This window comes from Streptomyces synnematoformans (genome assembly GCF_039531005.1).
Lineage (GTDB): Bacteria > Actinomycetota > Actinomycetes > Streptomycetales > Streptomycetaceae > Streptomyces > Streptomyces synnematoformans.
In genome coordinates this window covers 1-10,830 of sequence record NZ_BAAAPF010000244.1, presented here as the reverse complement: position 1 = coordinate 10,830, position 10,830 = coordinate 1, and the positions used below count along the sequence as shown (strand labels likewise).

General features: G+C 75.6%; 11 protein-coding genes. 3 read left to right on the top strand and 8 right to left on the bottom strand.

Features of this window, described 5'->3' with window-relative positions; genetic code table 11:
- Nucleotides 1–299: GntR family transcriptional regulator (locus tag ABD317_RS27250; protein ID WP_344292943.1), on the bottom strand; the 299-nt coding region annotated here is incomplete at its 3' end.
- Between the two features lie 46 nt (nucleotides 300–345).
- On the opposite strand from ABD317_RS27250, the gene ABD317_RS27245 reads away from it, so the two are divergent.
- A complete protein-coding gene (locus ABD317_RS27245; protein WP_344292941.1) occupies nucleotides 346–816 on the top strand; it encodes a carboxymuconolactone decarboxylase family protein in 471 nt (156 codons plus the stop codon).
- On the top strand, nucleotides 813–1,607 hold the full coding sequence (locus ABD317_RS27240; RefSeq protein ID WP_344292939.1) for an isocitrate lyase/PEP mutase family protein: 795 nt from the start codon (nucleotides 813–815) through the stop codon (nucleotides 1,605–1,607). The genes ABD317_RS27245 and ABD317_RS27240 overlap by 4 nt, the downstream gene beginning before the upstream one ends.
- 56 nt (nucleotides 1,608–1,663) lie before the next feature.
- Here the strand turns inward: ABD317_RS27240 and ABD317_RS27235 are convergent, their stop codons facing one another.
- The 5 genes from ABD317_RS27235 to ABD317_RS27215 form a co-directional block, all read right to left on the bottom strand.
- Nucleotides 1,664–2,860: a DcrB/PsbP domain-containing protein gene (locus tag ABD317_RS27235; protein WP_344292937.1), complete on the bottom strand. Its 1,197-nt coding sequence runs from the start codon at nucleotides 2,858–2,860 to the stop codon at nucleotides 1,664–1,666.
- 243 nt (nucleotides 2,861–3,103) lie between these two features.
- Entirely contained in the window at nucleotides 3,104–4,102 is a 999-nt protein-coding gene (locus ABD317_RS27230; protein WP_344292935.1) for a malate dehydrogenase, read from the bottom strand.
- Nucleotides 4,103–4,306: 204 nt separating this feature from the next.
- Complete coding sequence (locus ABD317_RS27225; protein WP_344292933.1) at nucleotides 4,307–5,851, bottom strand: helix-turn-helix domain-containing protein; 1,545 nt, start codon at nucleotides 5,849–5,851, stop codon at nucleotides 4,307–4,309.
- Nucleotides 5,852–5,979: 128 nt separating this feature from the next.
- Nucleotides 5,980–6,366 (bottom strand): DUF3017 domain-containing protein, encoded by a 387-nt coding sequence (locus ABD317_RS27220; protein WP_344292931.1) that lies wholly within the window; start codon nucleotides 6,364–6,366, stop codon nucleotides 5,980–5,982.
- Nucleotides 6,363–7,244, bottom strand: coding sequence for a bifunctional methylenetetrahydrofolate dehydrogenase/methenyltetrahydrofolate cyclohydrolase (locus ABD317_RS27215; protein WP_344292929.1), 882 nt, complete (start codon nucleotides 7,242–7,244; stop codon nucleotides 6,363–6,365). Before ABD317_RS27215 ends, ABD317_RS27220 begins: the two co-directional genes overlap by 4 nt.
- Nucleotides 7,245–7,354: 110 nt before the next feature.
- On the opposite strand from ABD317_RS27215, the gene ABD317_RS27210 reads away from it, so the two are divergent.
- Nucleotides 7,355–7,933 carry a hypothetical protein gene (locus ABD317_RS27210; protein ID WP_027755723.1) on the top strand — a complete coding sequence of 193 codons (579 nt, stop codon included), beginning with the start codon at nucleotides 7,355–7,357 and terminating at the stop codon, nucleotides 7,931–7,933.
- 101 nt (nucleotides 7,934–8,034) lie between these two features.
- On the opposite strand, the gene purH is transcribed toward ABD317_RS27210, so the two are convergent.
- Entirely contained in the window at nucleotides 8,035–9,627 is a 1,593-nt protein-coding gene (gene purH, locus ABD317_RS27205; RefSeq protein ID WP_344292927.1) for a bifunctional phosphoribosylaminoimidazolecarboxamide formyltransferase/IMP cyclohydrolase, read from the bottom strand.
- Complete coding sequence (gene purN / locus ABD317_RS27200; RefSeq protein WP_027755725.1) at nucleotides 9,620–10,267, bottom strand: phosphoribosylglycinamide formyltransferase; 648 nt, start codon at nucleotides 10,265–10,267, stop codon at nucleotides 9,620–9,622. Before purN ends, purH begins: the two co-directional genes overlap by 8 nt.
- Between the last annotated feature and the right edge of the window lie 563 nt (nucleotides 10,268–10,830).

Genomic DNA, 10,830 nt, shown 5'->3' with positions numbered 1-10,830 from the left:
GGGACGGCGCGGGCGGCGACCCGGGTGCCGGAGCCCTGCCGGGCGGTCAGCCAGCCCTCGGCGACCAGCTCGGCGTACGCGTCGGCCACCGTGTTCCGGGCCACGCCCAGGTCCGCGGCCAGCGCCCGGGACGACGGCAGCCGGGTGCCCGGCGGGAGCCGGCCCGTGCGCACGGCGTCGCGCAGCGCCCTGATCAGCGCGGCGCCGGTGCCGCGGCTGCCGCCGCGCACGTCGAGATGCAGGTCGAGCGAGCGCTGGAAGTCGCGAAGACCCGCCGAAGTGGCCCAGTGATCCGCCATGGAAATGGACCATACATCTGGGATATGAAGATCTAGCGTGGGAGGCATGACACAGCGAATCGACCTCCCCGCGCTCGTCCCCGACGTCCACCGCGCCCTGGTCAGACTGGAGCAGGCGGCCAAGAAGGGCCTCGACCCCGTCGTCTTCGAGCTGGTGAAGCTCCGCGCCTCCCAGATCAACCACTGCGCGTACTGCATCGACATGCACTCCAAGGACGCGCGCGCCGCCGGCGAGACCGAGCAGCGCCTCTACCTCCTGGGCGCCTGGGAGGAGGTGCCGCACCTCTACACCGAGAAGGAGCAGGCGGCGCTCGCCCTCACCGAGGCGGTGACGGTGCTGACGGACGGCTTCGTCCCGGACGCGGTGTACGAGCGGGCGGCGAAGCACTTCGGGGAGCAGGAGCTGGCGCGGCTCATCGGCGTGCTTATCGCGATCAACGGCTGGAACCGCTGGTGCGTCACCAGCCGGACGGAGGCCGGGAACTACGAGCCCGGCGAGCACGAGCGGCCGGCATGACCGCGGAGGATGCCGCACGCGCCGGAGGCGGCGGGGGTGCCGGAGGCGGCGGGGGCGTGGACGAGTTCCGCGCCCTGCACCACGGCCGCGCCGCGGCCGACCCCCTGGTCCTGCCCGGCCCGTGGGACGCCGCGAGCGCCCGCGCCTTCGCCGACGCCGGCTTCCCGGCGCTGGCCACCCCGAGCGCCGGGGTCGCCGCCGCCCTCGGCTACGGAGACGGCCAGGCCGCGCCGGCCGCCGAGATGTTCGCGGCCGTCGCCCGCATCACCCGGGCCGTGGCCGTCCCCGTCACCGCGGACGTCGAGGCGGGGTACGGGCTGCCGCCGCGCGAGCTGGTCGAGCGGCTGCTGGCGGCGGGCGCGGTGGGCTGCAACCTGGAGGACACCGTCCACCCCGGCAAGACCCTGCGGGACGCGGCCGAGCAGGCGGACTTCCTCGCCGCGGTACGCGCCGAGGCGGGCGACCGGCTGTTCATCAACGCCCGCGTCGACACCTTCGTACGCGGAGATCCCGACCCCGCGGCGGCGATCGAACGCGGCCGCCGGTACGCGGCCGCCGGCGCCGACGCCGTGTACCCGATCACGGCGCCGCCCCGGCACCTGCGGCTGCTGGCCGACGAGATCGGGCTGCCGGTCAACGCCCTGGCGGTGCCGGGCGGCCCGGGGCCGAAGGAGCTGGGCGCGCTGGGGGCGAGCCGGATCACGTTCGGCGGCGGGCTGTTCGACCGGACGCTGGCGACGGTACGGGAGCTGGCGGCGGAACTGCGCGGGGAGACCGCGGACGAGGGGTGAGGCGGGGCGGCGCCGCGGCGCCGCCCCGGGCCCGTCCGCTTCAGGCCCTGTCCGCTTCAGGCCCCGTCCGGCTCCGGGCACGCGGTGTCCGTGCAGAGCGACGCCGTCATCGCGTCGAGGACCTCCCGCTGGCGCGGCCAGTCCGCCTCCGGACCGGAGACGAGCAGGGCGTACATCTTCCCGTCCGCCGTCTCCCGGTCGTGCAGCAGGACGCGGCGGGGGCCGAGCTGATCGTCGACGTAGGAGTAGTCGTACTCCGCCGCGGTACCGAGATCCGCCAGGTCGTTGCGCCGGTAGCCGTCGGCCTCCCGCTTGGTCTCCTCGATGACCTGCACGGCCTCGTACGGGCTGATGTCCTCGGTCACCTCGTAGACCTGGACGAACGCGCCGTCCACGCGCGGCTCTTCGTAGAACACGGACACGCCGTCGACGCGGCGCTCCCAGTCCTCGGGTACGGCGAGAGAGTAGCCGTCCTCGGTGGCGTGCACGTAGCCGGAGGGGAGGGCGGACTCCGACGACGACGGCGACGGGGGCGCGGAGGTCGGCGCGGGGTCGGTGCGGTCCGCGGACGGCTTGGGCTCCGCCGTGGCGCTGTGCTGCGGTTTCGCCGCCGCCTTGCCGTCGTCGTCGCTCAGCAGCTGCCAGCCGCCGGCACCGAGCGCCCCGCCGACGATCACGGCGAGCCCCACCACCGCGACGACGACCCCGCGGCGCCGCGACCGGTCGTCGGCCTCGGGGCGGAGTTCGAAGTCGCCGGGGTAGGGGGTGTAGGCGGCGTACGGGTCGTAGGCCCCGTTCGTGCCGGGGGCGGGTGCGGGGGCGGGCGCCGGCTCGTGCACCGCCGGGTACGCGGACGGGGCCGGCGGTGGCGGGGTGGCGTACTGCATCGGCAGCTCGGCCGCCGGAATCGCCGCACCCGGGTCGTGCGGCGCGGTGGCGGGCGGCGCCGCGGAACCCGGTGCCTCCGGCCACTCGGGGGCGGTGAGCGGCGGTGCCGGCGCGCCGCCCCCGGGAGCCCCGTCGTCCGGGGTCCGGTCGTCGCGAGCCGGGCCCTCCTCGGGGGTCCGGCCCTCGGGGGTCCGGTCCTCCGGGGTCCGGTCCTCCGGGGTCCCGTCCTCCGGGGTCCCGTCCGACGAGGCAGGGGCCGGCGACTCCGCGGGCGCCGGGGGCGTCGCCGGGGGCGGCGGGGCCGCGGATTCCGGTGCCCCCCGCCGCGCGTCCTCGTCCCCGTACACCCCACCGTTGCCGCTCATGCTCTTCTCCCCTGTCCCCCCACCCGGCTCCCACCGGACGGCCGACCAACCGTCGCCATCGTGCCGACACCTCCTCCCGCACGGCAAGCGCGGCGAGGCCGAGCACCCCGGGGGCCGACGGCCCCGGGGACGAAGGCCCGGCCGCGGCAACCGAATGAGCCCGCACGCACCGCCGCGGCGGGCCCTCCCCGGGGGGAGGACCCGCCGCGGCGGTGTACGTGCGGACGCCTGGGCGCCCGGCGCTCAGACGAGGCCGAGGGCGCGTACCGCCTCGCGCTCCTCCGCCAGCTCCTGCACGGAGGCGTCGATGCGGGCCCGCGAGAACTCGTTGACCGTCAGCCCCTGCACGATCTCGTACGAGCCGCCGGCGCAGGTCACCGGGTACGACGAGATGAGGCCCTCGGGCACGCCGTACGAACCGTCCGACGGGATGCCCATCGACACCCAGTCGCCCTGCGGGGTGCCGTTGACCCAGGAGTGGACGTGGTCCACCGCGGCGTTGGCGGCCGAGGCCGCCGACGAGGCGCCGCGGGCCTCGATGATGGCCGCGCCGCGCTTGGCGACGGTCGGGATGAACTCGTCGGCCAGCCACTTCTCGTCGTTGACGACCTCGGCGGCGTTCTTCCCGGCGATCTCGGCGTGGAAGACGTCCGGGTACTGGGTCGCGGAGTGGTTGCCCCAGATCGTCAGCTTCTTGATGTCGCCGACCGCGGCGCCGGTCTTCTTCGCCAGCTGCGACAGCGCGCGGTTGTGGTCGAGGCGGGTCATCGCGGTGAACCGCTCGGCCGGCACGTCCGGCGCGGCGGCGCGGGCGATGAGCGCGTTGGTGTTGGCGGGGTTGCCGACGACGAGGACCTTGATGTCGTCCGCGGCGTTGTCGTTGATGGCCTTGCCCTGCGGCTTGAAGATGCCGCCGTTGGCCTCCAGCAGGTCGCCGCGCTCCATGCCCTTGGTGCGCGGGCGGGCGCCGACGAGCAGCGCTACGTTGGCGCCGGCGAAGGCGACGTTCGGGTCGTCGGTGATGTCGATGCCGCGCAGCAGCGGGAACGCGCAGTCGTCCAGCTCCATCGCGGTGCCCTCGGCGGCGCCGAGGGCCGGGGTGATCTCCAGCAGCCGTAGCCTGACCGGCACGTCCGGGCCGAGGAGCTGCCCGGAGGCGATACGGAAGAGCAGCGCGTAGCCGATCTGCCCGGCCGCTCCGGTGACGGTGACGGTGACGGGGCTGTCGGGAGTGCGGGTCATGGTGATCTCTCCGATGAGGGGGCGCGACGTACGGGCTGGCGGGGCCCGGGCCACCAAGGGCAGCCGCGCCCCCGGGTCAATCTATCCGACTGGCACGGAGTGCCGGAGGGTGGCCGGTGTGGGCCCGGTCACGACGTGCCGGAATCGGGCCCCGGGCACGGGCCGTTGTCGGTACGGGCCGCGGGGCCGGCCGGCGGCGGCGCGTTACGCCGGCGGGGTGCCCTCCGTGCAGTCCGCGGTGCCGTCCGGGAGCGCGGCGCAGGCCCGCACGTCGGCCAGCCGCTCCGCGGCGACCATCGCCGTGTAGCCCTCGCTGTTCCCGGCGGCCGCGTCCGCGCGGACCGGCTCCTCGCCCGGCGGCTCGGCGAGTGCGGTGACGGTCGAGCCGGGCTCGGCGGAGGTGATCCGGGCCCACGCCGCCCGGCAGGGCTCGCTGTAGCGGATCTCCAGGAGCATGTCGCCGACGTACGTCCGCGTGGTCGTCCGGGCGAAGTCGCCGCCGCAGCCCATCTCGTCGGGGTCCTCGCCGGTGCAGTCGGCTCCCCGGCACTCCACGCCCTCGGGCAGCGGCTCGGACGCGGACCCGGTCCCGGACGCGGACTCGGACGGCGCTTCGGACGCCGAGCCGGCGGGGCTGGAGTCGGGCGGCGGGCCGCCGCGCGGCTCCCGCTGCTCCCCGGTGCCGGGGTCGGTGACCAGGCCGTGGGTGACGTAGACGACGCCGGCGCCGCTGCCGGCGAGGAGCAGGGTGACGAGGCCGGCGAGGAGGAGGCGGCGCAGCGGCCACTTCTTGGTCGCGGGCGGGGCGGCGGTGGCGGTGGCGGTGGTCGACGGGGCGGCCGCCGCGGGGATGCGGGACGTCGCGGCCGTGCCGCCGAGCGGCTCGGGGTCTGGGTCGGGGGCGGGGGCGGGATCCGGTTCGGAGGCCGGGGCGGGAGCGGGGCGGGCGGGGGCGCGGAGTTCGGTGGTCTCGTCGGGGTCGCGGGAGGAGCCGCCGGAGCCGGTCCCGGCTCCCGCGCCTGTCCCGGCTCCCGTACCGGTGCCGGCACCGGTGCCGGTCCCGGCTCCGGCTCCCGTACCGGCGCCGGCTCCGACGCCGGTTGCGGCTCCAGCGCCGGTACCCGCCTCCGTCGGCCGGCTGTCCGGCGGTTCCTCCGCGCGCACCCGCCGCTCCGGCGGCGGCGGCGGGGGGCCGGGACGTACCGCCGAGCGCTCGGTGGCGTCCGGTCGTACGGGCCCCTCGGCGCCCCCGGTCCGCTCCGTCGTCCCCCCGGGACGCTCCGGGCCGGCCGGCTCCGCCGGCCCCGGTATCGCCTCGCCGGGGGGTATGTCGGGTATGTCCTCGCCGCGGTTCCTGCCCCGCCCCAGGACCCCGCGCAGCCGCCGCCCCGGGCGACCGCCCGGCGCCGGTCCGGCGTCGGGGTCCGGCCCCGGCTCCGCCGCCCGCAGGGCCCGCAGCGCCGCCTCGTTCCGCAGCTCCGCGCGGCTCCAGGCGCGGTCCGCCGCGCCCCACTCGGCCATCAGCTGCTCGTCCCGCGCGCCCGTCACCTCCGCGAACGCGACCACCGACGCCCGCGGCGGCATCAGCCGCCCGCCCAGGTAACGCTCCCACGACGACCTGCTGTACCCGGTGCGGTCCGCGATCTCGGACACCGTCAGACCGCTGCGGTCGACCAGCCGGCGCAGGTGCCCGGCGAAGTCCCGTATCTGCGGGTCCAGCTCTTCCGGCAGCTCCTCCCAGCGAGGCATCGCTACTCCCCTGCTCCCCCTTGTGCCTGTGCCGAGGGTTCTCCGTGACGCCGGCGCTCCTGCCGCGCTCCCGCTCCAGCATCGCATCTGCCAGCACGGACGTGGAGATCCCGGGCACGAGCCGGGCGTCAGCGCACGGAGAAGTGGACCGCGTCCTCCACGAACGGCAGCTCCAGCCAGGGACCCGGCATCGCGACCAGCGCCAGCAGCACGATCGCCAGGCCCAGCACCCCGAACGTCACGATGTCGGTGAACCGGGACCGGACCGCCAGCATCCCGACCTCCGGCACCAGCCAGCGCAGCACGCCGCCGACGAGCAGCGCCCCGCCGACGACCAGCGTGCCCTCGCGGAACGGCCCCGCCGCCACCGTCACAAGACCGGCTGCCGCTATCGCCAGCACCAGGAGTATCGGCCACTGCCGCGCCGGCGGCGGCGCCTGGCCGGACGCCGCCCCGCCGCCGCCCTCGGGGCGTACCGTGCCGCGGGTCGGGAACGCCGTGCGGCGGGCGATCACCGCGCCGCGGAGGCCGCCGCGCCCGTCCCCGCCGCGGCCTCGGCCGCCGCCACGACGTTGAACAGCAGCATCGCGCGCGTCATCGGCCCGACGCCGCCGGGGTTCGGCGACAGCCAGCCGGCGACGTCCGCGACGCCCGGGTGTACGTCGCCGACGATCTTGCCGCGCTCGTCGCGGCTGACGCCGACGTCGAGCACGGCGGCGCCCGGGCGGACGTCCACCGGCTTGATCAGGTGCGGCGAGCCGGCCGCGGCCACGACGATGTCGGCCTGCCGCAGCTGCCCGGCGAGGTCGCGGGTGCCGGTGTGGCACTGGGTGACCGTGGCGTTCTCGGACTTGCGGGTCAGCAGCAGCGGCAGCGACCGGCCGATGGTGACGCCGCGCCCGACCACCACGACGTGCGCCCCGTTCAGTTCCACCCCGAACTGCCGCAGCAGCCGGATGCAGCCGTTCGGCGTGCAGGGCAGCGGCGCGGGCTCGTTGAGCACCAGCCGGCCGAGGTTGGTGGGGTGCAGCCCGTCCGCGTCCTTGGCGGGGTCGATCAGCTCCAGCACCCGGTTCTCGTCGATGTGCCGCGGCAGCGGCAGCTGGACGATGTAGCCGGTGCAGGCCGAGTCCTCGTTCAGTTCGCGGACGACCGCCTCGACCTGCTCCTGCGTGGCCGTGGCGGGCAGTTCGCGCTGGAGGGAGGCGATGCCGATCTCGGCGCAGTCGCGGTGCTTGCCCGCGACGTACTTCTGGCTGCCCGGGTCGTCGCCGACCAGGAGGGTGCCCAGGCCGGGCGCGACACCCCGGCCCTTGAGCGCCTGCACACGCGTGGCAAGCTCGGACTTGATCGCGGCCGCGGTGGCCCTGCCGTCGAGAATCTGGGCGGTCATGGCCCCCATCCTCCCCGATGCGGTGGGTAACAGACCAATCAGCCGGTCTGGACAGCGGTCCTCGGGCCAGGTCAGTGTGTCAGTACCTCAAACCGCGGAAGAAGGGCACCGTGAGCCTCCCCGACCAGAACAACCCCTACGGCGGGTCCCAGGGCCAGCAGCAGCAGGCACAGCAGCAGCCACCGCAGCAACAGCCTTACGGCTACCCGCAGTACCCCGCCGCCGGCCAGCCGTATCCCGCGTACCCGGGAGGCCCCGGCCCGTACGGCGCGGTCGACCACCCCACGAGCATCCCGGGCAAGGCGACCGCCGCCCGGATCATGATGTTCATCTCCGGCGGGCTGCAGTCCATGCTCTCCATCCTGCTGCTCATCGGCATCGCGGTCGCGAAGGAGGACTTCGAGGAGGGCTTCGAGGACGGCTCGGGCGTGAGCGTCCCCGCCGAGGCCGTGGCCGTCGTCGCCGGCGTCTACCTCGTGCACGCGATCATCGGCATCGTCCTCGCCTCGCTGTTCGGCAAGGGCGGCGGCGGCGTGCGCGTCGGCAGCATCGTGTGGCTGAGCTTCCTCATCCTCTTCGGGGTGGTGGCACTGCCGATCGGCATCATCTGGATCGCGCTCGGCATCATCTCCCTCGTGATGGTCTCCAGCAGCGTCTCCGGGCGCTGGTTCGCCCGCCCCAAGCCGTGATGTGAGGTTCGTTACGTACGAAGGGAGCCCCGCCGGTGCCGGCGGGGCTCCCTTCGTACGTCAGTCCATGACGCCGGTGCGTGCCGTGGGCGGCGGGGCCGTCAGTGGTAGAAGTGCCGTGCGCCCGTGAGGTACATGGTCACGCCCGCCTTCTGCGCGGCCTCGACCACCTGCTCGTCGCGGATCGACCCGCCCGGCTGCACCACCGCCCGCACCCCCGCGTCGAGCAGCACCTCCAGCCCGTCGGGGAACGGGAAGAAGGCGTCGGAGGCGGCGTACGCCCCCGCCGCGCGCTCCGCGCCCGCGCGCTGGACGGCGAGCTTCGCCGAGTCGACGCGGTTGACCTGCCCCATGCCGACGCCGACGGTGGCGCCGTCCTTCGCCAGCAGGATCGCGTTGGACTTCACCGCCCGGCACGCCCGCCAGGCGAACGCCAGGTCCGCCAGCTCCGCGGCGTCCAGCGCCGCGCCCGCGGCCAGCGTCCAGGCGGCCGGGTCGTCGCCCTCGGCCTGGAAGGCGTCCCGCTCCTGCACCAGCAGCCCGCCCTCGACCGGCCGGAACTCCCGCGTCTGCCGCGGGGCGCCGGGGCTGGTCAGGATGCGGATGTTCTTCTTGCGCGTCAGCGCCGCCAGCGCCCCGTCCTCGTACGCCGGCGCCACGATGACCTCGGTGAAGATCTCCGCGACCTGCTCGGCCAGCGCCTTCGACACCGGCCGGTTGACGGCGATCACGCCGCCGTACGCGGACACCGGGTCGCAGGCGTGCGCCCTGCGGTGCGCCTCGGCGACGTCGTCGCCGACGGCGATGCCGCAGGGGTTGGCGTGCTTGATGATCGCGACGCAGGGGCGGTCGTGGTCGTACGCGGCGCGGCGGGCGGCCTCGGTGTCGACGTAGTTGTTGTACGACATCTCCTTGCCGTGCAGCTGCTCCGCGCCGGGCAGGCCGGCGCCGGAGCCGTCGGTGTAGAGGGCGGCGGCCTGGTGCGGGTTCTCGCCGTAGCGCAGGGGGTTCAGGCGGGTGTACGCGGCGCCGACGAAGTCCTGCGGGCCGTCGCCGTCGGGCGCGTACTCGGCGGCGAACCAGTTGGCGACGGCCACGTCGTACGCCGCCGTGTGCTGGAACGCCTCCGCCGCGAGCCGCTTGCGCTGCGCCAGGTCGAAGCCGCCGTCCGCGACGGCCCCCAGCACCTCGTCGTAGCGCGCCGGGTCCACGACGACGGCGACCGACGGGTGGTTCTTCGCCGCGCCGCGGACCATCGACGGGCCGCCGATGTCGATCTGCTCCACGCACTCGTCGGGGGAGGCGCCGGAGGCGACCGTCTCGGCGAACGGGTAGAGGTTGCTGACCAGCAGGTCGAACGGCTCGACGCCCAGCTCCGCGAGCTGCCGCCGGTGGCCGTCGAGGCGCATGTCGGCCAGCAGGCCCGCGTGCACCCGCGGGTGCAGGGTCTTCACCCGGCCGTCCAGGCACTCGGGGAAGCCGGTCAGCTCCTCGACCTTCGTCACCGGCACCCCCGCCGCCGCGATGCGCGCGGCGGTCGAGCCGGTGGAGACGAGCGCGACGCCGGCCTCGTGCAGCCCACGGGCCAGCTCCTCCAGACCCGTCTTGTCGTAGACGCTGACGAGCGCGCGGCGCACCGGCCGCCGGGTGCCGGCCGCTGCCGGCTCCGTCCTGCTCACCTCTGTGTTACTCACCGAACCGAACCTTTCGATCCTCGACGCGGTAGCCGTCCCGGGCCAGCCGGCCCACGACCTCGACGAGCAGCCGGCGTTCGACTGCCTTGATGCGCTCGTGGAGCGCCTCGCCCCCGTCCCGGTGGTCCTCCTCGCGGACCTCGACCGCGCCCTGCGCGATGATCGGGCCGGTGTCGACGCCTTCGTCGACGAAGTGGACGGTGCACCCGGTGACCTTGACGCCGTGCGCGAGCGCGTCGCGCACGGCGTGGGCACCGGGGAAGCTGGGGAGCAGCGCGGGGTGGGTGTTGACGATCCGGCCGCCGAAGCGCGCCAGGAACTCCGCCCCCACGATCTTCATGAACCCGGCCGAGACCACCAGGTCCGGCTCGTACGCGGCCGTGGCCTCGGTCAGCGCCCGGTCCCACTCGGCGCGGGTGGCGAAGTCCGGGACGCGGCAGACGAACGTCGGCAGCCCGGCGCGCTCGGCGCGCAGCAGCCCGGCGGCGCCGGCCTCGGCGGTGCGGTCGGCGCCTACGGCGACGACCTCGGCGCCGTAGGCGCCGGCCCCCTGCGCGGCGACGGCGTCGAGCAGGGCCTGCAGGTTCGTACCGGAGCCGGAGACGAGCACGACGAGGCGGGCGGGCGCATGCGGAACCACGGCGGCGGATCTCTCTTCGGCGGGCGATTGTGTGTCCGGACGAGCCGCGAGACCCTGGGGGGCCAGGGATTCCCGGGGAGGGGCTGCGGACGTCTGCCACCATACCGGGCGTCCCCTGACGGGGCCGCGGCAGGCCGGGCGGGGTAGCGTCTCCGGTAGCAGTTACGCGCGCCCGCGTACGCGCCCCGGCCGAGCGGGCAGACGACCTGAGGAGACGACGCCGTCCAGATGCAGCCGGACCGACGCCGCAGCGCGGCCCTCCCACGCCCCGTCCCCGCAGCGGCCGGGGCCCCTTCGCCGTCCCGCGGCCGCTCCCCCGCGCCGTCCCGCGGGCGGTTCGGCCCGCCCTGGGACGTGCGTGTGCCCGGGCAGGGCGGGGTCGCGTTCCGCGATGCCCGGCCGCCGTCGGACGCGGAGGCGTCGGAGGCGCAGGCGCCCGCGCCGCCGCCGGAGGACGGCGGGCAGGCGGCGCCGGGCGGTGTGCCGGAAGGCGCGCCGGGCGGTCCGGGGCAAAGTCGGATCGTAGCCATGTCGTTCTGTGAGCCAAGGAGTTGGTAGAATGT

Bases quoted from the DNA above. Each gene is read 5' to 3' on its own strand.
- ABD317_RS27245 (WP_344292941.1), top strand. From the start codon at position 346: ATGACACAGCGAATCGACCTCCCCGCGCTCGTCCCCGACGTCCACCGC.
- ABD317_RS27240 (WP_344292939.1), top strand. From the start codon at position 813: ATGACCGCGGAGGATGCCGCACGCGCCGGAGGCGGCGGGGGTGCCGGA.
- ABD317_RS27235 (WP_344292937.1), bottom strand. From the start codon at position 2,860: ATGAGCGGCAACGGTGGGGTGTACGGGGACGAGGACGCGCGGCGGGGG.
- ABD317_RS27230 (WP_344292935.1), bottom strand. From the start codon at position 4,102: ATGACCCGCACTCCCGACAGCCCCGTCACCGTCACCGTCACCGGAGCG.
- ABD317_RS27225 (WP_344292933.1), bottom strand. From the start codon at position 5,851: ATGCCTCGCTGGGAGGAGCTGCCGGAAGAGCTGGACCCGCAGATACGG.
- ABD317_RS27215 (WP_344292929.1), bottom strand. From the start codon at position 7,244: ATGACCGCCCAGATTCTCGACGGCAGGGCCACCGCGGCCGCGATCAAG.